This is a genomic window from Clostridium sp. MCC344 (genome assembly GCF_018785365.1).
Taxonomy (GTDB): Bacteria; Bacillota; Clostridia; order Lachnospirales; family Lachnospiraceae; genus Pilosibacter.
In genome coordinates, this window is the sequence record NZ_WQPQ01000087.1 from 44200 (window position 1) to 66380 (window position 22181).

Sequence of the window (22181 nt, forward strand, 5' to 3'; positions counted from 1 at the left end):
TCAGCAAGTTTAAAATTCCCTGGTCTGCAGTGTTCACCAGCTTCATACAGCGAAAGCTGACATTTTCACGCATACCGGCAGCACCTGTAAACGTAACTTTCATTCGAACATATAATATAAATAAGAATGGGCCTTGGCATATCTCGCGCCTCGCGCGGTCGCTTGCGACAATCTACATCTTCGCGCGAGTGCGCATCATTGGCACGTTAGTGCCTTTTGTGTAATAGGGAATTCCCTATTACACAAAAAGCACCTGCTGCCCTCTAAATTTATAGAAGACACAACAGGTGTTTTTACCATAGCTTATTCCCTTTCCGCTGCAACGCGGCATCCTGTCCTAATCCGGCTCCACGATCCGGTATCCGACGCCAACCTCTGTAAAAATATACTGCGGCTCCGCCGGATTCTTCTCGATCTTTCTCCGGATATTCGCCATATTCACGCGAAGGATCCGGTTATCGTTCTTCATATTCGGTCCCCAGATCTCTTTAATAATATAGTCGTAAGTCATGACTTTCCCGGCATACTTTCCAAGAAGACTCACAATTTTATACTCGTTCTGGGTCAGCCCCGCGTCCACACCGTCGATAAACACGCGGTGCTTGTCATAATCGATGGTCAATCCGCCGGATTTAAAAACTCCCGTCTGTCCGCCCGGCTGATTCGGGATCCCAGACCTTGTGTGGCGGATCGCAGTGCGGATCCTCGCGAGAAGCTCGGATGTTCCAAAAGGCTTCGTGATGTAATCGTCGGCTCCGAGATCCAGTGCCTCCACCTTATCCCTCTCATGGGTTCTCGCCGACACAACGATCACCGGCATCGCGGACCATTCCCGCACGCCCTGCAGGATCTTCATGCCGTCCATATCCGGAAGACCGAGATCCAGGATCACCACGTCCGGACACTGGGAGGTCACCATGCTGTATGCCTCTGCTCCCGTCTGCGCAACGATCACATCGTAATTGTTCGCTTCCAGCACTGTCTTGATGAAATTGCTGATCCTCTTGTCGTCTTCCACGACCAGCACTCTGTCTTTAATCTCCATATTCCGTGTCCACTCCTTTCGGCAGCCAGAACATCACTCTGGCACCGCCTTCTTTTCTGTTTTCTGCTTTCATGATTCCGTCGTGGGCTCTTACGATGGTCATGCAGACCGAAAGTCCGATTCCCATATTTCGCTTGGAATCGCTCTCTTTTCCGTCCTCCGACTGGAAACTTCCGTCGAACATTCTCGGAAGAACGGACTCCTCGATTCCGGCACCGTCATCCTCAACGGAGAATTTCACCTGGTCCCCGTCCTCCGTCACGATCAACCAGATCTTTGTCATACCGTCCGCGTGGAGCACGCAGTTTTCCAGGAGATTTACGATCACCTGCTCGATCAGGATCGCGTCCATAGGCACAAACAGGACATCTTCCGGCACTTTCGGGATTATCTCGATATCCGGGAATCGTTTTCTGAATTTCGTGATCGCTCCGCTGATCACGTCCTCCACCAGTTCATCTTCCTTATTGATCCTGGCGGTTCCATCCCCGATCCTCGTGATGGAAAGAAGGTTTTCCACCATCCGGACGAGCCACTGACCCTCGGATTTCATGTCCTCAAGGAGTTCCAGGATATTTTCCTTAGAGAGTGCGTCATAGTTGTCGATGATCCCGGACGCGGAACCGACGATCGCCGTCAACGGGGTGCGGATATCGTGGGACACCGCCCGCAGGAGGTTTGCCCGCATCTTTTCCCGCTCAACCTCCAGCCGCATCTGCTCCTGTTTCTTGATCTGGGTCGTCAGGGCGCTGACGCTGCAGGCCACAGCCAGCATGGCAACGAAGGTCAGCGGGTATCCTGTGATCGCAAAGTTCAGTTTGAAATACGGGAACGTAAATACATAGTTCACGCCGAACACAGCGATGATCGATGCGACGATTCCATAAACATATCCATCCGTAAAGCGGGACACAAACAGCACCGCCAAAACGAACAACAGCGGGACGTGCGTGTCTGATTCTGAGATCCGCTGGACAAGAAAACAAAATGCTGTCGCGATTCCCAGGATCCCGAACGCGATCCCGCTGTTCTTTAACACTGATCTGACTTTTGTGCTCATAGGGGAACCTCCGGTTTTTTTATGATCCATGAAGAACAACTGCTGCCATTCTTATCACTTGTTCTTCTTTTGGATTCATTATAACATAATTTCTGCTAAAATCGTGTTAAGATTGCAGATAATTTTCCGAAAAGTCACCCGTCTTAATGATATTTGTTCAGATTTCACTGCCGGTTTTTCAAGCAGCCAGTCAACCATCCCTTTATTTTAACGATATAAAGAATATCCGTACTTCACTTTTCTATAAATCTTCTGAGCGATCATGACCGGAATATAACCCGTGATCACGATGGTCGGAATACCGCCTACAATTGCAACAAGGATGATGAAAAGGATCGAAAATAAATTAGCCATGATATAGACCTCCCAAACTCTTCTTTTATATCCACCCCGCTTTTGTTTCCTGCAAAGAATCTTTGCCAAATTTCTTTTTCGGGATGTTTTTAATCTGACAGGATGAAATTTCTCTCCTGTTTTTAAGTCGAACCATATATATCACAGAATTTTTATCCCCGCTACCTTTTTACCTGCTTTTTAGCCGCCGCTTAATCGCTTATTTTTTCTCCTTAACACGAATTTTGCAAATAACATGTACAATATATTTCGTCAGGATTTTTGTAACTTTTGTATGTATTTTTTTCACGTTTTGCGTCATCTTAACAGACTTTTTCAAAAATATAATTTAATTTTTGCAGTCTGGGCTTCCCTACATATGCCAAAAAGAGCTGCTGACCCAAATATAGTCACACAGCTCTTTTCAGCTTTGCGCAGAAAAATCTTCCTCCGCGCCTTATTTACTTCTCAAGCATCTTGTCCGCATGGTCAAGGGCTTCCTCAATATTCCTGCAGAAGTTCTCTCTGCCCACCAGATCAACGAATCCGGCTTTCTCCATCGCGCGCATCGGCTGCTCGTTGACATGGGACAGGATCAGAGTCACGCCGTTCTTTTTGCAGCGCTCATAGAGGGCTGTCATGGAGTTCATGGCCGTGCTGTCCGCCGCCGGTACTGCACGCATACGAAGGATCAGGCATCTTGTGCCTTCCCCCACTGTGATCTGATTGATGCGGTCAGCCGCGCCGAAGAATAACGGTCCTGTGAGCTCATAGACTGCAAGCTCCATCGGAATCTGGCGTAAATCTGCCGGGTTGATCTCCTCTGCCGCCGCCTTCAGCTGCGCTTCCTCTACAGAAGGAATCGCATTTGCCTTTTTCGCGCCTTTGGCAGCTTCCTCTTCGTCGCGCTTCTGCTCCTCAAGTTCCTCCACATGGAGCCAGCTTCTGACTCCCATCTCATCGCTCATACGCTTCATGAACAGCAGGCAGGAAAGGACCATGCCCACCTCGATCGCTACGACAAGGTCAAAGACAACGGTTAAGAAGAAGGTAAGAACAAGAACTGCGATATCGCTCTTCGGAGCCGTCTTTGCGAGTCTTGCGAAGGTTCTCCACTGGCACATGTTGTAGGCTACCATGAACAGGATCGCCGCGATCGTCGGCATCGGGATCCAGCTTGCATACGGCATCAGGATCACGAGAATCAGAAGAAGGACGCCCGCATGGACCATACCTGCCACCGGAGTACGTCCGCCATTTTTGATGTTTGCTGCTGTACGTGCGATCGCACCGGTTGCCGGGATACCGCCGAACAGGGCGGAAACGATATTACCTGCACCCTGGGCAACAAGCTCTGTGTTGGAGCGGTGCTTTCCGCCGATCATGCCGTCTGCAACGACGCAGGAAAGCAGGGACTCGATGGCTGCCAGGATTGCGATCGTGAATGCGTCGGATAAAGAGCCCTGGATCACGTCATAGCTGAATGCCGGCATATGGAAGGCCGGAAGTGCATTGCTGACGCTGTAGAGATCTCCGATCGTGTTGACCTGTAACGGAAGGAATTTTACCATCACGATACCTGCGATGACTGCCACTAAGGATCCCGGGATCTTCTCTGTGATCATCGGCATCACGATGAGGATCGCAAGGCAGACAAGACCAACGATCACCGCATGGATATTCATCGTACCGAAACCGGCTGCAAACGCTTTTAACTTCTGCATCGTCTCGATCGTCTCCATGCCGGCCGGGTAGGTCACTCCAAAGAAATCCTTTAACTGTCCGATCACGATGGTCACCGCGATACCGGAGGTAAATCCGGTCGTGATCGTGAACGGGATAAACTTGATCAGAGAACCAAGCTGGCAGAATCCCATGATAACAAGGATGATACCTGCCAGGATCGTAGCGACTGCCAGACCTTCCACGCCGCTTCTCGCAACGATGCCGGCTACGATCGTCGCGAACGCCGCTGTCGGGCCCGCGATCTGTACCTGGCTGCCGCCTAAGAATGAGATCACAAATCCTGCTGCGATCGCCGTGTAGATACCCTGCTCCGGACCCACGCCGGATGCCAGTGCCAGCGCGATAGATAACGGAAGGGCGATGATGGCTACGATGATACCCGCTACGACATCAGACATCAGCTGGGCACCGGAATACTTCTTCAATGTTGTGAACAACATTGGACGTATTTTTTCCATACTCAAACTCTCCTTTTTTCTTTTCGTGTTCTAAATATAGTAGGATCTTTTTTGTTTTCTAAAGAATTTACCTGAAATTTCTTTTAAAACAAAAAATAACCACCAACCGTAAAAAGACCGACAATTACCTATTATACAGAAAAATAAGGAGCTGTCCAGTTTTTTCGGGATTTTAGCGGAAATAGATATATTTTTAACATGATGTGCAGTATGATGACTGATCTTACGCGATCAGGAACCGGGCAACCGCAGTTTCTTGCAGGTAAATGGAGGCAGAAAAATCCCCGCACATACCTGTCTGCCAGGCACATGCGGGGATCTATGATTACTCTGCGTTTTCTTTTTTAGTTTTAGCATTGATACTGGATTGTTCCGCACTTCGTGCTCCCACAATCCTTTCGCTCATGTCGTTATACGCATCCATATTCAGATTTCCCATCAGCTTATCCACCACAAGGGCATTCGTCAGGGAACCTGTGACGTTGATCATGGTTCTTGCCATATCGATGATCGGGTCGATCGCTAAGATCGGGCTTACCATACCGAACTGGGCGCCCATGCCGACGCCGGAAAGTCCGACGGAAGCTGCCATCGTGGCTGTTCCCGGGATACCGGCGATTCCAAGAGAACCGATCGTAACGACAAAGATCGTCATCACAATCATCGTGATATCGATCGGAGTTCCTGTCACGTTGCAGACATAGATGATCAGGAGTGACGGGAAGATACCCGCGCAGCCCTGCATTCCTGCGGTTGTACCGAATCCGGCTACAAAGCTTGCGGTACCCTGGCCAACACCAAGCTTCTTTGTCAGTGTCTCGATCGTCATCGGAAGACATCCGACGCTGGAGCGGGAGGTGAATGCCATCAGCATGGTCGCAAACGATTTCTTTATGTATACGACCGGATTCAGACCGTTGATCACAAGGAAGAGGATCTGAATGATAAACTGAACGACAGCCGCCACATAAAGCGCGATGATGAATTTTCCGACTTCCAGGATGGAGGAGAGACCTCTCTGCGCGATCGTGTTCGCGAGGAGCGCCATCACAGCCCACGGCATGTAGTCGAGGATCAGGAGCGCCATATTGATCATCGCCTTGTGAGCCGCGTTGATCAGATCGTATAACGGCTTCGCCTCTTCCTTGCTCTCATAGTTGATCCACCAGATCGCAAGACCCAGGAATCCGGAGAAGATAACGAGGCCGATGATGTTGCTGTCGACCATCGCCTGCACGATGTTTCCCGGGATCAGGTTTTTGATGGTCGTAGCGACCGGGGTAATATCCTTAGCAGTCGCGGTTCCATCTTCCACGATCGCTGCGCCTTTTCCGACGCCGAACAGCGTTCCGATCACGATACCGGTCACAGATGCGATCGCAACCATCCCCATCGTGACTAAAAGTGTCTTTTTTACGAGCTTCGCCATGCTGCTGCCCTGCTGCATGTTGATGATCACCTGCATGATGGAGATCATGACGAGCGGGACAACGATCATCTTGATCAGGTTGATGTAGCCGCTTCCGAACATTGCAAACCAGGTTGTCGTCTCTGCGACGAAAGCAACTTCCATCGGTTTATCCGGGAATCCGGCCACAAACTGGATCGCCAGGCCGAGGACAAGTCCAAGTCCGGTACCAACCATGACTACGGCAGCAAAATCCATGTGTTTTTTATGGTACAGCACATGGATCAGATAAAACAGAGCCGCGAGAACAGCGAGGAACGCGATCGTCCGAACGTCGCTGATCATCAGAAACTACTTTAAAAATACGTTTTCCATCTTCTTTTAACTCCTGGTGTTTTCTAACTTCCTTGTTTTTGGTTTTTGTCCAACTGCACAAATACGGCAGTCCGGATTTTTTTACTGCGAAGAGTGAATTTTCTCCACCTGCTTCACATAGAGCGTCTCTCCCGAAACCGTGAATTTTACCTCATACCCGGCAAATTCCATCCCGTAGACCCGTGCCGGATCTTCCTGGTAGGACGGACGCGGATCCTGGGAAAGGACGGTGCGGAGCGGGGCGCGTTTCTCCTCCGGAAGGAGTGTTAAGAACTCCTCCGGGATCCGGACATTGAGCCCGTATTCCTTCGTCTGGTCCGTAAACCCGCCCTTCGCCTCCGGATGGCTGTCCGCGAAGGGAATATACGGCTTGATATCAAAGACCGGCGTCCCATCCATCATATCCGCCCCTGTCACCACAAGGACCGGCATTCCGTTCTCCCCGGTTTCCACCGCCTTTAAGCGAACCACGGAGAGCCCCAGGGAATTCGGGCGAAACGAAGATCTCGTCGCAAACACGCCAACTCTCGTGTTTCCGCCGAGCCGCGGCGGGCGGACGGTCGGAGACCACTTCTTCGGATCCCTCACATTTTCGGAGAACTCCCAGATCAGCCAGAGATGGGAGAATTCTTCGATCCCGCGGACCGCGTCCGGATTGGAAAACTCCGGTTCAAATACGATCCGGGACTCCAGATCTCCTGTGAGGCCGCTCTGCCTGGGGATCCCGAACTTTGTCGGAAAATCCGTGTGGATCCTGGCAACCGGGCGGATCCTGTGATCCGTATTTCCCGATCCCGATTCTTTCACTGACATAGGCGCTCTCCTTCCTTCTTTTCACTGACTGTTTCCTGTTCCCGGTCTTGTTTTTCACCGGTCACACTCTGAGGTCATTCTTATCCGCGAATATCGAGCCATTCTTTCAACGCAGCCATCTGTTTCTTTGCGTCGAGAACTCCGACCTGATACGTCTTTTCGATCTCCTCTGCACTTCTCGAAGTCCTGCTGATCGTGAGCGGTACACTCGGCCGGATCACAAAGATCTTTCCTTCTTTTTCCAGCTTCTCGATCCTGCGGATGCTGCGGTTGTACTCCACCGAGCGGTTCTTTAACACCTCGGCAAATTTCGGGTACTTCCGGTACACAAGATCCGCCATCCAGGCATTCTCCGGCTTTTTCCGGTACTCCAGATCACGGGTCAGAACGACAACATCCTTTGTAAAACCGAGTTTCATGAATGCCTCGACCGGAACGCTGTCGGTACAGCCGCCGTCGAGAAGCTTTCTGCCGCCCAGCTCCACAAACTTTGAGACATACGGGAGCGACGCTGACGCGCGGATATAATCGATATCCTTCTTCATGTCATGAAGCTTCGCGTAGACAGGTGTTCCCTTCTCCACATCGCTGCAGACCACATAGAAATCCGTTTTCTCCTTATTGCGGTCGAACGCCTCATAATCATAAGGATCCAGGACCTCCGGAAGTTCATGGTAACAGAAATCCGTATCCACAAAGTTTCCGGTCCGTATCATGTTCTCAGCGCTCATAAAGCGTTTGTCCGCACAGTATTTTTTATAATACCGGATACTTCTCCCCCGCTGCCCGGACAGGAAACTGCATCCATGGACTGCGCCTGCCGAGACACCGATCACGCCGTCAAATTCAAGCCCCTCATCCAGAAAGACATCGAGCACACCCGCGGTATAGATCCCGCGCATGCCGCCGCCTTCGAGAACAAGACCTGTCTTATTCTTTGCTCTATCTTCACTTTCATTGTTCAAAAGCTCTTTTCTCTCCTGCTCCAATGTTTTTTCCTCCTTCCTATCATAAAAGGGCATCGGATTCCTATTTTACAACGAATGCGGCTCCCCGTCAAGGAAGCCGCATTCTGCAAGTCCATATAAGTTTTATCATCGTTACTTTTAATCGACCAGTTTATCCAGTTCGCTCACATACTCGGTCTTGTCGCTCGTCACATGTCCGGCTTTTCCCGCATAGAGGTTTACCGCAACCTGAGATTTTTTGACCGGCTGCATCGTTCCGGCACCTGCAACGCAGCCGCCCGGGCATGCCATTCCTTCCAGAAGATAGCCATTGTACTTTCCGGCTTTGGCGAGCTGAAGAAGTTTCTTGCACTCCTTTAAGCCTTCCGCGTTCGCAACCTTGATCTCCTTCTCCGGATACATCTGTGCGATCACATCCACCACGGATTTCGCGACACCGCCGGCAACCGCAAAGTTTCGTCCATCCTTCGATGCAGCATTGACTCCGCCTTCATCCTCCTCGATATTTTCGATGTCGACATGGCGCGCATCAAAGATTCCCGCCATCTCCTCGAAGGTCAGGACAAAATCCACATCGCTGCGCACGGAAGTCCGCATCGCCTCCAGCTTTTTCGCCGCGCACGGTCCGATAAAGACAACTTTCCCTTTCTCATGTTTCTTCTTAATGAGTCGCGCTGTCAGCGTCATCGGTGTCAATGCCATCGAGATGCAGTTCGAGTAGTCCGGGAACAGCTTTTTCGCCATCACCGACCATGCAGGACAGCAGGAGGTCGCCATAAACGGAAGCTGTTCCGGAACTTCTTTCACGAAGTCCTCCGCCTCCTGGACTGCACATAAATCCGCGCCGATGGCAACCTCAAAGACATCCGCAAATCCGAGCGCTTTCATAGCCGCACGGAGTTTTCCGGGTGTGACCTTCTGTCCGAACTGACCGACAAACGCCGGTGCCACAGCCGCATAAACGCGCTCGCCCGTCTGGATTGCGCGGATGACCTGGAAGATCTGGGATTTGTCTGCGATCGCACCGAACGGGCAGTTCACAAGGCACTGTCCGCAGGACACGCACTTATTATAGTCGATATCTGCCTTTCCGTTCATGTCGGAGTGGATCGCATCCATCCCGCACGCCGCCGCACACGGACGTTCCTGGATGATGATCGCATGGTACGCACAGACATTGGCACACTGTCCGCACCGGATACACTTATCCGGGTCGATCTTCGATCTTCCGTTCGTCCGGTCAAGCGTCACGGCATCCTTCGGGCAGACCTCCACGCACGGATGTGCCAGGCAGCCCTGACAGCCGTCTGTCACGTAAACACGCTTTTCCGGACATGCATTGCACGCAAATTTGATCACGTTGATGAGCGGCGGCGTGTAGTAAGTCTCCGGTTTGTCCGCCTCCTCGATCCCTGTTGAGACAGGCGCCGGATCCGCTGCCCCGCGGTACGGAAGTCCCATCGCAAGCCGCAGTCTCTCGCTCACGATCGCCCGCTCAAGAAACACATCATTTCTGAAATTTCCAACTTCTCCCGGAATGATCTTATAAGGTAGTTCCTCGATTCGTTTGTCCACCGGCCATTCCGTATGGTACGCCATTCTTGCTACTTCCCGGAAGATCCGGTGACGGATCTCCTGGATCCTTGTCTCTACACCTCTCATAAATGTTTCCTCCAAACACTTTCGTTGATACGTCCTTCCATCTCCTGTCTCCCACATTCGCAGGATCAGCGAGCCGGACAGATCTTTCTTGTCAAAAATATAACACCGGCATTCTTTTTCTTCAAGACCAAGTTTCCGCTTATCTGCCTTTTTGTTAAGATTCATGCAGGATCTTAACGTTTTTATCTGCCGGTATTCCGCTGTTTTTTCGTGGGATGGAATTTCCCGGGCTGAGAATTCCATTTGCATTTTCGTCCTATGCCTTTTATAATAGGAACAGCAAAAGATCCGGCACCTGTGCATGGATCTCTTTACAGAAATTTCCGTGCAGACAAGTTTCTGCCCCACCAATGAAAGGAGTTTTTCCCATGGCATTCAAAGAAGTTGATATCAAGAGTCTCACCTTTAATCCCTTTACAAAGATCGGTTCCGAGTGGATGCTGATCACTGCCGGCGATCAGTCCGGATACAACACCATGACCGCAAGCTGGGGCGGTCTCGGCGTTCTCTGGGGCAAAAATGTTGCCACCTGCTATATCCGCCCGCAGCGCTACACAAAGAAATTCGTCGACGCGAACGATACCTTTACCCTGTCCTTCTACGGGCCGGAGCACAAACAGGCACTCTCCATCTGCGGTTCCAAATCCGGCCGTGACTGCGATAAGGTCAAAGAAGCCGGTCTGACTCCGTACTTTGTTGACGGTACAGCAGCTTTCGAGGAAGCAGACATGGTCTTCGTCTGCAAAAAGCTCTACGAGGATGAGATCCGCCCGGAGAACTTCATCGCAAAAGAAAACGATGAAAAATGGTATCCGGAGAAAGATTACCACACCGTTTATATCGCGGAGATCACAAAAGTTCTTGTGAGAGAATAATCCTGCGTTTCCAGCCAGACGTGCGTGAGACTTGGCTCATAATTCCGGTCGGCACAAGCCGGTAGATTCCGATAATCTATATCAACATAAAAAGACCTGCAGATTTCATACATTTCTGCAGGTCTTTTTCGTTTTATGCATTTATCATATTTTCTTTGATCATCCGATAAAATCGTAATTCTTACCCGTGAAAAAACTGCCATAGCAGCATTCTGCCGACATTCCTTTACTGCTCGCTCATCTTCCTGTCATACGCCTCTTTCAGGCTGCACTTCAGCGTGATTCCCAGATCTTTGAATACCAGATCCAGACCGGCCATCACGGCTCCCACTTTCTCCGGATAGGCGTTTTCGCCCATATGCCCGATGCGGATCACTTTCCCCGCAAACGCGCCGAAGGATCCGGCCAGCATGATGTTGCATTTTTCCTTCATCGCGGTGAGGATCGCGGTGTCCGTGGTCCCTTCCGGGACATTGAATACCGTCACAGTGTTGGAAAATCCTGTCTCCTGGTATAATTCCAGGCCGGCTTCTTTTACTGCCGCCCGGACCGCATTTCCGATCTTTGCATGCCGCTCCAGCATATACGGATCATTTTTAATGTTATCGAACGCCTGTCTCAGTCCGTAGATATCGCTGATCGGCATCGTATACGGGAACCACTTTTTCTCATAATAGCCGTCAAACGCCAGGATGTTCGCATAGAAGGACGCGACCGGTGTTTTCCGCGAATGCATCGTCTTGTAAGCATCCGCACTGATCGTCACAAAACTTAATCCTGGAGGTGCGGAAACCGCTTTCTGGGATCCTCCGCAGAGAAGATCGATCTGATAATCGTCCACCCGCATCTCCTCGCCGAACATGGCCGAAACGGAGTCCACCAGGGTCAGGATCCCGTACTTTTTTAACAGCGGGCAGAGCTTTGAGACATCATTTAACATCCCGCTCGGAGTGTCACAGTGTACCAGCGCCGCATATTTAAAGTCATGATCTTTTTCCAGATATTTTTCCAGTTCCGCCACATCAAACGCGTTGCGGTAGTCGGTGGAGTAAAGAACCGGCTCTCCGCCGTACATGGTCACGAACCCGGCAAAGCCTTTTCCGTATTCTCCGTTATCCATTACAAGCACGCGGTCTCCCTTTTCGGTGAGCGTCGCACAGGCCGCTTCCAGTCCTAAAATTCCTTCTCCGTCGAGGATCAGCGTCTCATTTTTCGTATGAAGGAGCTCGCTGATCTCCTCACAGGTCTCCTTGTAAAAATCATAGAAATCGGCATCCAGATCCGGATTGGTGCAGGCAAGCGCCCGCGCCTGCCGTACATTTTCCCTCACCTGTGTAGGGCCGGGTGTCATGATATCGTACATAATCTCTTCCTTTCTCTCGCCTGCAGGATCAAATCCCTGCCCGGAGCTTCCTTTTATTTTAAGACAGGGCGCAGGATCTTGCGAAGCGGCTCAATGCAGATCATAACGATTACAGCTGCTGTGCCGATCTGGACCAGATTTCCCGGGATCGAAGCAACCGGGGCAAACACGTTGTGATAAATGATCACTTCTGCGATATAGTATCCTACAACCTTGATCACACACGCAACCGCGATCGCGATCGCATCTCTCGTTAAGCTGTGGTGTCCTTCTGTGATCGCGCCAACCGCGTAACCCATCGCACCTACGATCACGAACGTAAACGGCGCCCATGCCGTCCAGCCGGATAACAGATCAAACAGTCCCATACCAAAAGCGCCAGCCAGCATGCCGGTGCGTTTTCCAAGCAGGATCGCGCAGATAAATAACGGTACATTTCCGAGATGGATCAGTCCTCCGTTTGCCGCGATCGGGAGTCTCACATTTACAAAGGCTGTAAATACATACGTCAGCGCAATAAACATTGCATCTAAAACGAGTTCTTTTGTGCTGTATCCTTTTTTTGCAGCCACTGCTGCCTGGTTTGTGCTCATATCATCATTCCTCTTTTCCCGATGAATGTACTCTCAGGGCCCTTGGAGAATGACATCAGGCTTTCTTTTTGTATTTGCTGTATCAGCTTAGCCTTATGATATATGATATATGGACTTTTTAAAACAGCCAGTTTTTGTTAATTTGACCAGTCCAGATTACCGTATTTTTCTTGTTCGCCCAAAATACAGCATATCATGGTCGGAAGTCATGAAGAACTCTACAGAGCAATGGAAACGGACCGGGTCGACCTCGTACTGAATGACCAGAGACGGGCATTTTCCGACCGCTACAACAATGAAATCCTGGCTGAAAGCCGGATGTATATCGAAATTTCCAGCCGAAATACGCTTGGACGTCTGGAAATGATCGATATCGCTGAATTAAAAAATATCCCCTGTATCCTGATGATCCATCCGGACAGGGATATATGCCCGTCGATGTGATCGGCGATCCTGTATGGTCGGATTCCACGATTGACCGGATTCCTCTCATCAGAAACGGGGATCCTGTCCGGAAGACATACTGCGCCTTCTGGCGAAAGGATAATTCCGGGTATTACATTGAGGATTTTTCGGATATGTTAAAAGAAGCTTTTGCATGAGAATTTTATTACATAAATCGGAATTTATCAGTTAATAAGTTTACTCGCCAGTCCATTGCATTCATATTGACACCTCACATTGATCATTGTCTATGTTCAATATAATATAACATAGATATTTGTCAATGTATGTATTTTAAAAAAAGAGAATCAAGTTTTTGATTCTCTTCATACATTCATTATAGCTTTTATCCTCCATTTTATTTGCCCCAAACAGCCGCTGCATTCGACCTTACAAGCAGTTCTTCCACAGGCAGACCAATCGGACAAATATCATGACAAGATAACGACTTCCCGCATCCCTCAAAATATTTCTTCTTATATTCAGCAGAAATCTCATTCAAATGAGTGCTTTCCTGTTCTTCATTCAGAATCCGAAATGCGTTGACTGCAGCAACAGCGCCTGCGAAAGTCCCATTTGCAGAGAAGTTAGGACACACTTCAAGGCAGCAGCCACACATCAGACAGCGTGCCGACTGGTATCTTGGTTCATGTGTCCACGGATTCATATAAGCTTCACTTTCAAGCCAAAGATTCAGTTTTTTCAAATTTTCAAACAGAATTGACCGGTCAACGATCAAATCTCTTACAAGCGGAAATTTGCTTAAAGGTTCCAAGGTGATTGTAGAACCTTTTAACGTATGTAGAAATGTAGAGCATGCCAGCCTCGGACGTTCGTTAATCAGCATGGCGCAAGCCCCACATTTTCGCACCATACAGCTACATTCCCAGCTGATGGGAGTAACTATATTCCCTGAATTATCTTTCAAAGGGGTTCTACTGTTCAATTCCTTTAGAACATTGGCAACAGAGCTGTTTTTGCTTCCGTCAAACTCAAATTCCTGCCAATAACTGTCTGATTTCTGACTCTCCTGCCGCCTGATTCTTATTTTATATACCAAGTGAATCACCGCCTTTCTGGAACAGGTACAAAGGAAATCTGTATCTGCTTTCCATCAAATCTGGCTACCGTTGTTTTAAGGTAATCATCGTCATTGCTCTTCGGATAATCCTCCCGCCAGTGTGCACCACGGCTTTCTTTTCTTGCAAGAGCACTCTTTAGAACTGCCATGCCAAGCAATGGAAGATTTCCTGTCAGCGCTTGTACCGTTTGAATCCCATTTAACAACGTATTCTCATTTCTGACAACGCCCATAGTCTCCTGCATCACTTTGTTTAATTGCTTTATTTCTGAAATTTGAGACGCTGGTGGAAAATCTATCTGTGTCGCACAAGATAGATCTACTACATCTGCCTGTTCGCATGCTGATTTTGCCGCAACACGTCCTCCGTATAACGCTCCTAACAGAGAATTTCCACCAAGACGGTTGGCACCATGATATTGGGCACAGCATTCTCCGGCAGCGCAAAGATTCTGAATCGGCGTTCTGTGCTGCTCATCCACCAGAATGCCTCCCATAAAATAGTGAATTCCCGGTAAAACAGACACCGGTTCCTTTCGTATATCTTTATGCAGATAGGTCATACAATCGTCTGCCAGACCAGATAGCTTATTTGAAATAATCTCCTCCGATATTTCCGTCATGTCAAGAAATACCTCTGATTCATGGCTGACCTTCCATATCTCTCTGGCGGTAATATCTCGTGGCATCAGATTTCCAAGCTCCGGGTATTTTTCCTCCATGAAATACCATTGTTTTCCATCTTTCATGGCAAACAACCTGCCACCTTCCCCTCTGGCCGCCTCGCTGATGAGCATGCGTTTTCCACCACATTTCACAGTTGTCGGATGGTACTGGATCATCTCGCCATTTGCCAGAGGAACACCAAGCCGGAACAATTCTGCGGTGACTTCTCCTGTATTGCTCAGCGAACCCGTTGTATTTCCAAACAATCCGTGCATACCACCGGTGGCAACAATAACCGCATCCCCCGGTAATTCCACAGTCTCCTGACTGTATTCATCCCTGATTACGCAGCCACAACAAATATTGCCACACAGACGAAGTGTTAGGAAAGAATGATGGCTGAACCGTTCTACCATACCAGATGCTTCTTTCCTGCGAACAGCGTCTATCATAGCTGTCATGATCTGCTTCCCGGTATCGCTCTGTGCAAAAGCAGTCCGTTTCTTTTTCTGCCCGCCAAAATTCCGCAGATCCACATCATCATAGCCACTCATGTTAAATTTAACTCCAAGTTTTAGCAGCCAGTGCACCAGCTCCGGTGCTGCCTGTGTCATTCCCCAAACTGCATTTGGATCTGCCAGACCACATGCTGCCTTTATTGTATCTGTAAAATGTTCTTCGGGACTGTCGTTTTCATCTTTTGTATTCAAAGCTGCGTTGATACCGCCCTCCGCCATAACAGACTGTGCCCGCTCTGACGGAAGGAAGGAAACCAGTTTTACATTGCATCCATTTTCCGCTGCCTGCAAAGCCGCTGAAAGTCCTGCCAGTCCAGCACCTATAATAATAATTGTCTTACTCATAGATATTGCCACCCAATATAATATAAAATAACCGCTCCCGCTATAAAAAGAAGAAGCACCGAAAGGATCAAATAAATATCGCTCCTTCGTTCTTTATAACTAATGATTCCCAGTGATACGAGCAATGGGCGTATATTGATAAAAATATGAACAAAGATTGCCGCTACGAACAAAAGCTGAGTTACCATCTTTACCGTTGTAAAAGGGAACAAAATATATGTCCCATTCTGCACCTTTCCAAACAAGCCAATATGGAAGAACAGCAGGATCAGTATTGCCAGCCCACTGGCTCGTCTCGCCCAGAATATGGCGTTCTGTTTCAGATACATTTTTCCGGATTGCTTCGCTGACTGTAAACTCTGAACTGTCAGGATGACACCAATCACCGTATGCACAACAAGAATACCAACACCAATCCATGCAAGAAGTTTCCCTGCGCTACTTCCAACTCCGTTCAGCATAAAGCTGCCCATGATTCCATGAATCATAAAAATGAGAAGCATTAAAACAGACAAAATCGTATTCCATTTTCTCATAAATTCCCGCTCACCTCATTTCTTCGCTGTCCATGATCATATAGTCCATCTGTGTTAGCGTTGTAACGTCAATAAAATCATCCGATGCCAGGAATACATCATACTTTCCACTTACCACTCTTGATAGCATCATTGTGTTACTGTACTCTTTCAGATCTACGGAGAAACCGGCCTGTTTCAACCTGTCACAGAGTTTCTTAGCATAACTGACAAGCGGATAATCCGTCTCAGATACATATAACCGAAAACTAATGTCCGTTTTCATGAGATCTGTTTCATTTGTTTCCAAATCGTCCAGTGCCAATTCTTTTAATTTATTCCGGGTGTTCTCGTTGTCGAGACCATCTGACATCATATTAATACCGAGAACATAAGAGCCTTCCAACTGTGCGGAGGCTTGAGCCGCCTTTTTTGACTTCGGTGTTGCTCCTGTGACTGCATCAATCATAGAAGGCGGTGAATGTAAAATGGCACCAAACCCTACAAGAAAAACAATCGTAACAACTAACAGAATCAGTTTTCGTTTCACATTCCCACCTCATTTCCTATTTTTTCAAAATTCTCATTGCGTTTAAAACAGCAATTATGGTAACGCCTACATCACCAAATACAGCTTCCCACATTCCCGCAATACCAAGAGCGCCAAGAATCAGGAACACACTTTTAATCCCAAGAGCAATCACTATATTCTGCATGACAATCTGTTTTGTCGCTTTTGCTACTTCAATCGCGTCCACCAGCTTAGACGGTTCATCTGTCATCAGAACTACATCTGCTGCTTCAATGGCCGCATCCGAACCAAGCCCACCCATTGCAATACCAACATCTGCACGGGCAAGGACAGGAGCGTCATTGATACCATCACCAACAAAAGCCAATTTGCTTCCCGGTCTCTTTTTACTATCTAAAAGCTCAACCTTTTCCACTTTTTGGTCAGGAAGCAGCTGTGCATAATATTCATCCAACTGCAATTCTTCTGCAACGGACTTCCCAATTTTTTCATCATCACCGGTAAGCATGACTGTTTTTTCCACGCCGATATGTTTCAGGTCAGAAATTGCTTTTTTACTGTCCGGCTTCACTTCATCTGTTATCAAAATACATCCTGCATATTGACCATCTACCGCCAAATAAACTTTTGTACCTGCGTTTTCACAGGTTGTGTACTCTATACATTCTGTATCCATAAGTTTCGTATTGCCAGCAAAAACTTTCTTTTCCCCTGCCATTACACTGATTCCATATCCTGAAATTTCCTTATAATCAGAAATCACTGACTGATCAATTTCTTTTCCATAAGCAGCAAGAATGGATTTTGCAATAGGATGGTTAGAAAAACTCTCTGCCTCTGCCGCATACTCCAGAACCTGTTCTTTTGAAAATCCATTTGCAGGCAAAATATCCGTCACATTGAAAACACCTTTTGTAAGTGTTCCGGTTTTATCGAACACAATAGCGCTGACATTATTAAGTGCCTCTAAATAATTGCTTCCTTTTACAAGAACACCTCGTTTAGATGCTGCACCAATGCCGCCGAAGAAAGTCAGCGGGATTGAAATAACCAATGCACATGGACAAGATACCACAAGGAAAACAAATCCTCTGCGAATCCACTCTGTCCAGCCTCCGCCAAGAATGATCGGTGGCAGAATCGCCAGAAAAGCTGCTAAGATTACAACCACAGGTGTATAATAACGTGCAAATGTAGTAATAAAATTTTCTGTTGGTGCTTTTCGGCTTGACGCATTTTCCACAAGATCAATAATCTTTGAAGCCGTAGATTCACCAAATGCTTTTGTTGTCTTAATCATTAAGACACCCGTCTGATTCATACAACCGGAAAGTGCTTCGTCTCCTTTATGAACACTTCTCGGAACTGATTCTCCTGTTAAGGCGCTTGTATCCAGCATAGAATCTCCATCCAATACCACACCGTCTAATGGAATTTTTTCACCAGGCTTTACAATAATAATCTCACCAATGGAGACATTTTCTGGAGATATGGTAATCAATTCCCCATTTCTTCTTACTGTAGCAGAATCTGGACGTATATCCATTAAGTCTGATATAGATTTTCTTGAACGCTTAACAGCCAATGACTGAAAAAATTCACCTACCTGATAGAATAGCATAACAGCAACTGCTTCTGGATATTCACCAATGACAAAAGCCCCAATCGTAGAAACACTCATCAAAAAATGTTCATCAAATACACGCCCCTTTGAAATGTTCCTCACAGCCTGCCATACAACATCTCCACCAAGAATAACATAAGAAACAATGAGAAAAGCTAACTCGATAGGCAGTGGCACTTTCGCAAAAACAGTCAATGCCATACCAATGGCATAGATTGCTGCACCAGTCGCTAAACGAACTGTCAACTTCTTATCCTCATTGTTATAGGATTCATTGGCCTCCTGCTTTTTTTCCGGTATATAAGATTCCTGTACAATTTCAGAAACTTCCACATCTGGCTCATGGCTGTGGACAATCGTTTCAATCTGACTGGCTATTGTATTTGCGGCAGCTGGAGCAACATTGATTGTCAGCGTCTGCTTCATCAGATTTACCACTGAGGATTGCACTCCATCCAACTCTCCGACTTCTTTTTCAATTTTTGCGGAACAATTTGGACAGTCCAACCCTTTTAATAGAAATATGCGTTTCATGATAATCTCCTTATAATTTGTTTAATTGCTCAATTACTCAACTATAATGTTAAAAAATATTATTTCTGCCAAAGATGCTCAAATCCCTTGTCAATAATCTCTTTCACATGATCATCTGCCAGCGAGTAGTAAACTATCTGTGCTTCTTTACGGAATTTTACCAGATTCGCTAGGCGTAATGCCTTTAACTGATGCGAAATTGCAGATTTTGTTACCCCCAGTAGCACTGCAAGATCACATACACACATCTCACTCTGTTCTAGAGCGTGTAAGATTTGTACTCTAGTTCCATCTCCAAATAGCTTAAACAAAGAAGCCAACTGGATATAATCATCTTTTGGCTGCATCTTGGATTTCACATCATTCACAATATCCTCATGAATTACATCGCAATTACAAATATAAGACGTTTTTGACATATATTCACCTCAAAATAATAATAGTTGAACAATTACTCAACTATTATTATACTTATTTTTATATTTATGTCAATAAGCTGATGTTAGTTCCCCATAAATCATATATGTCTTTTTGACTATCTTTTTATATCTTCTTAAATGTCCGCAAATCCTTATTTTATAGGCTCTACGGGCATTTTGCTTTTGTGGTAAACCTCACATATCTAGGTCTATCTTCTTATATTTTCGCTATCAAGCGTGGTTAAAATCGTGGTAAATACTTCTTATGCGATTAGACGCTGAACCTCTGATTTTGCGGTATCTATGGACGCATGAGCATACCAGTTCATTGTGATACTGATGTTTGAATGTCCCATGATATACTGTAAATCTTTCGGGTTCATGTTCTTGCTTGCCAGTCTTGTGCAGAACGTATGGCGTAGCGTATGTGGTGTGATATGTGGCAAGGGGTTATCCTTGTGGTGTTTGTTATATTTCTTTACCATACGGACAAATAAGGCGTTGTAATCAATCGCAACTTTAGGATTGCCTTTCGGATTGACGAACAGAAAATCTTTGTATCCGTCTATCTCTATCAGTTTCCCTTTTGTGCGTTTCCTTATGACCCGTTGAAATGCCTGTATCGTTTCTCTGCTTAATGGCACTTGCCTTGTTCCACTCTTTGTCTTAGGCGTTTCAATATAATAGCCCTGTTCCTTGCTCTTTAATAACTGGTGGTCGATAACCACAACCTCATTCTTGAAATCAATATCGGCTACTGTCAGTCCGCACAGTTCCGAGATACGAAGTCCTGTCTTTAACAGTATCAGCACATCATCATAATACTTGTGATACACGTTATCCGTCTTGATGAATGACAGTAAGGCTTGTTCCTGTTCCTCTGTCAATACTACTTTCTCTTTGGTATCATTTTCTATGATTTCACTTAACTTGAAATTAAAAGGGTTTTTCCTTACACAATCGTCTTGTATGGCGATATAGAATGACGCTTTTAACGAGCGTTTATGGTTGTTAATAGTGTTATAGGAAAAGCCTTTGTCTTTCATGCGTAACGCCCATTCCTTAGCGTCAGAGGGTTTTATCGTATCAATGCTCCTAGCACCTAACTTGTCCTCTTTCAATAACCGCATGAGTTGTTTCCGTTGTTTCTGTGTGCTTTTCTTCACATTTGCCCTCTGTGCGTTCTGTTTGGCGTAGAGTTGGCAAAGCGTCATTTTCTTGCCTGTGCTGTCGATACCGTCCTCAATATCCCGTCTTATCTGCTGTTCCAGTTCACGAAGTGAGGGTTTTTCCCGTTTTCCCTTTGGTGTCGGGTCTGTGGGTGTCAATCTCCAAGCATACACATATTTTGTGTTTCCAAATGCGTCTACATATTTATATAAGTATTTTCCGTCTGTTCGTTGGCTCTCTCCAGTATGCAGGATACGTTCTTTACTATCACGTCTTTTTTCTTTCATGGTGTCTGCTCCTTTCCTTGTTGGAAAGAGCCTTGATATGACTTGTATTCATCATAACACATACAAGGCTCATTTGCATTAGATTGCGTCCAATTTATCAATGACCTTTTCAAACTGTCGGCGTTTAATCTGTATGCGGTTGCCATTCATAATGAGCCAGCCAGCGTCCTTGTTTTCCTCTGCCAAGCGTCTTAACTTGTTTTCTCCGATACGGAAATACTTTGACGCTTCTTCAATGGTAAGGGTGTATTTTTCCCATACGGGAATATCGTTGTTATTCATCAGATACCCCCTTTCCCATGTTTCGTGTCATACTGGATATAGGGGATAAGGTCGGTGCGGTCTATCCTCTGTAAGTGGGCGGTTAATTTACTGGAAAGGGAACTGCTGTATCTTGCCCTGTCAAGCATAGTTCCCACTTTTTCCAGTCCACCTAATGCATCATGTTCTTCTAAGAAATAAAAACTTTTGACAGCAGAAATCACGCCACCCTCTGTGAGCCATTGCTGTGTTTCCTCAAGGGAATTATGTAGTTTCGGTACTTGCAGTTTCAAGACTTCCACAGCCCCTAAAAATCGTTCCCAAAACCGACACGTTTTCCATCTGCTCTTATTACTTTCATTTCTGTTTTGCACGACAAAGCGTAGGTTGTTTGCTAATAGCCCGAAAGCCAGTTCCCCAAGTTCCAGCGGTCTGTCTTTGAATGTCATGGCAAAAACATGAGCCTTATCATCACGCAGTTGCATTTCTGTCCGTTTCCAACTGCCGACTTCATCAAGTGTCTTATTATGTTTTGAACAGACTTCCTTATCCTTATCATAAAAGCGGTAGGATAATCCCGATTTACCAGCACCGATATAAACATCGGTGTACAAGGGGTACAAACAAGATAAAATAGAAATGAGGGGCGATAGAGCGGAAATGTCAGATTTTCCACTCTATCTGAACACGGTCGCTGGTGGCCTTGATCGTAGAGATCAAACCGTCGGCGGCTTTTCTTTTGTCGTCAAAATCTATGCTGTCCCAGTTGTCGAGATAATAGGATAACTTCTTTATCTGCTGGGGCGATATGGTTTCAACACTCAATTCGGCGATTGCCTTTGAAATGGTCTGGCGTCGGGTGTCCAGTTCTTCAATTTTTTTGTTAGCGTAGGCAAGCAAGGTCGCATTGGCTCCGGTCAGCGTCTCCAGCAGCTTTTCAATTTCTGCCTCCACCTGTGCCAGTTCCACTTGATAGGCTGTCAGTTTCGGATTGACTTTTTCCTCCCTGCCGTGGAGTATCTGAAAGTCTTTGAATTTCTCCTGCATGGCCGAGAAAATGAATTGCTCAAATTCTTCTTTGCGGAT

20 protein-coding genes and 2 pseudogenes are annotated in these 22181 nt (G+C 46.9%); 2 read left to right on the forward strand and 20 right to left on the reverse strand.

Going from position 1 to position 22181, the window contains the following annotated elements:
* Positions 1-337 precede the first annotated feature (337 nt).
* From GPK90_RS17680 to GPK90_RS17715, 8 genes are all read right to left on the reverse strand, one after another.
* Positions 338-1045: a response regulator transcription factor gene (locus GPK90_RS17680; protein WP_015554126.1), complete on the reverse strand. Its 708-nt coding sequence runs from the start codon at positions 1043-1045 to the stop codon at positions 338-340.
* Entirely contained in the window at positions 1035-2105 is a 1071-nt protein-coding gene (locus tag GPK90_RS17685; RefSeq protein ID WP_215703570.1) for a sensor histidine kinase, read from the reverse strand. Before GPK90_RS17685 ends, GPK90_RS17680 begins: the two co-directional genes overlap by 11 nt.
* A 207-nt stretch (positions 2106-2312) precedes the next feature.
* Positions 2313-2459, reverse strand: coding sequence for a hypothetical protein (locus GPK90_RS17690; protein ID WP_015554124.1), 147 nt, complete (start codon positions 2457-2459; stop codon positions 2313-2315).
* 440 nt (positions 2460-2899) lie between these two features.
* Positions 2900-4642 (reverse strand): SulP family inorganic anion transporter, encoded by a 1743-nt coding sequence (locus GPK90_RS17695; protein ID WP_118532923.1) that lies wholly within the window; start codon positions 4640-4642, stop codon positions 2900-2902.
* A 325-nt stretch (positions 4643-4967) separates the two neighbouring features.
* Positions 4968-6395: a cation:dicarboxylate symporter family transporter gene (locus tag GPK90_RS17700; protein WP_252197580.1), complete on the reverse strand. Its 1428-nt coding sequence runs from the start codon at positions 6393-6395 to the stop codon at positions 4968-4970.
* A 111-nt stretch (positions 6396-6506) separates the two neighbouring features.
* Positions 6507-7238, reverse strand: coding sequence for a tRNA (N6-threonylcarbamoyladenosine(37)-N6)-methyltransferase TrmO (gene tsaA / locus GPK90_RS17705; protein ID WP_118532921.1), 732 nt, complete (start codon positions 7236-7238; stop codon positions 6507-6509).
* A gap of 80 nt (positions 7239-7318) precedes the next feature.
* Positions 7319-8227 carry a patatin-like phospholipase family protein gene (locus tag GPK90_RS17710; RefSeq protein ID WP_275950599.1) on the reverse strand — a complete coding sequence of 303 codons (909 nt, stop codon included), beginning with the start codon at positions 8225-8227 and terminating at the stop codon, positions 7319-7321.
* Positions 8228-8344: 117 nt separating this feature from the next.
* Positions 8345-9868: a 4Fe-4S dicluster domain-containing protein gene (locus GPK90_RS17715; protein ID WP_117485759.1), complete on the reverse strand. Its 1524-nt coding sequence runs from the start codon at positions 9866-9868 to the stop codon at positions 8345-8347.
* A 368-nt stretch (positions 9869-10236) separates the two neighbouring features.
* On the opposite strand from GPK90_RS17715, the gene GPK90_RS17720 reads away from it, so the two are divergent.
* Complete coding sequence (locus GPK90_RS17720) at positions 10237-10743, forward strand: flavin reductase family protein (protein ID WP_118321209.1); 507 nt, start codon at positions 10237-10239, stop codon at positions 10741-10743.
* A 226-nt stretch (positions 10744-10969) separates the two neighbouring features.
* On the opposite strand, the gene GPK90_RS17725 is transcribed toward GPK90_RS17720, so the two are convergent.
* Complete coding sequence (locus GPK90_RS17725) at positions 10970-12106, reverse strand: pyridoxal-phosphate-dependent aminotransferase family protein (RefSeq protein WP_118532917.1); 1137 nt, start codon at positions 12104-12106, stop codon at positions 10970-10972.
* Between the two features lie 53 nt (positions 12107-12159).
* Positions 12160-12699 carry an ECF transporter S component gene (locus GPK90_RS17730; RefSeq protein WP_117485747.1) on the reverse strand — a complete coding sequence of 180 codons (540 nt, stop codon included), beginning with the start codon at positions 12697-12699 and terminating at the stop codon, positions 12160-12162.
* A 195-nt stretch (positions 12700-12894) separates the two neighbouring features.
* Between GPK90_RS17730 and GPK90_RS17735 the strand changes: the two genes are divergently transcribed.
* Positions 12895-13143, forward strand: coding sequence for a hypothetical protein (locus GPK90_RS17735; protein WP_215703571.1), 249 nt, complete (start codon positions 12895-12897; stop codon positions 13141-13143).
* A 358-nt stretch (positions 13144-13501) separates the two neighbouring features.
* Here the strand turns inward: GPK90_RS17735 and GPK90_RS17740 are convergent, their stop codons facing one another.
* From GPK90_RS17740 to GPK90_RS17785, 10 genes and pseudogenes are all read right to left on the reverse strand, one after another.
* Complete coding sequence (locus tag GPK90_RS17740; RefSeq protein WP_009203877.1) at positions 13502-14212, reverse strand: succinate dehydrogenase/fumarate reductase iron-sulfur subunit; 711 nt, start codon at positions 14210-14212, stop codon at positions 13502-13504.
* On the reverse strand, positions 14209-15753 hold the full coding sequence (locus GPK90_RS17745) for an FAD-binding protein (RefSeq protein ID WP_215703572.1): 1545 nt from the start codon (positions 15751-15753) through the stop codon (positions 14209-14211). The genes GPK90_RS17740 and GPK90_RS17745 overlap by 4 nt, the downstream gene beginning before the upstream one ends.
* On the reverse strand, positions 15750-16289 hold the full coding sequence (locus GPK90_RS17750) for a pilus assembly protein PilX (protein ID WP_215703573.1): 540 nt from the start codon (positions 16287-16289) through the stop codon (positions 15750-15752). Before GPK90_RS17750 ends, GPK90_RS17745 begins: the two co-directional genes overlap by 4 nt.
* Positions 16290-16299: 10 nt before the next feature.
* Complete coding sequence (locus GPK90_RS17755) at positions 16300-16818, reverse strand: DUF6921 family protein (protein WP_215703574.1); 519 nt, start codon at positions 16816-16818, stop codon at positions 16300-16302.
* 16 nt (positions 16819-16834) lie between these two features.
* On the reverse strand, positions 16835-18958 hold the full coding sequence (locus GPK90_RS17760; RefSeq protein ID WP_215703575.1) for a heavy metal translocating P-type ATPase: 2124 nt from the start codon (positions 18956-18958) through the stop codon (positions 16835-16837).
* A gap of 59 nt (positions 18959-19017) precedes the next feature.
* Positions 19018-19377, reverse strand: a complete 360-nt coding sequence (locus GPK90_RS17765) for an ArsR/SmtB family transcription factor (RefSeq protein ID WP_015512809.1) — start codon at positions 19375-19377, stop codon at positions 19018-19020.
* A 263-nt stretch (positions 19378-19640) separates the two neighbouring features.
* Positions 19641-20834, reverse strand: coding sequence for a site-specific integrase (locus tag GPK90_RS17770; RefSeq protein WP_017143792.1), 1194 nt, complete (start codon positions 20832-20834; stop codon positions 19641-19643).
* Positions 20835-20912: 78 nt separating this feature from the next.
* Positions 20913-21116 (reverse strand): excisionase, encoded by a 204-nt coding sequence (locus GPK90_RS17775; RefSeq protein WP_002610247.1) that lies wholly within the window; start codon positions 21114-21116, stop codon positions 20913-20915.
* A pseudogene (locus tag GPK90_RS17780) lies at positions 21116-21697 on the reverse strand (replication initiation factor domain-containing protein); the annotation flags it as partial. The gene GPK90_RS17775 and the pseudogene GPK90_RS17780, both read right to left, overlap by 1 nt.
* 61 nt (positions 21698-21758) lie before the next feature.
* Positions 21759-22181 (reverse strand): annotated as a pseudogene (locus GPK90_RS17785) (recombinase family protein); the annotation flags it as partial.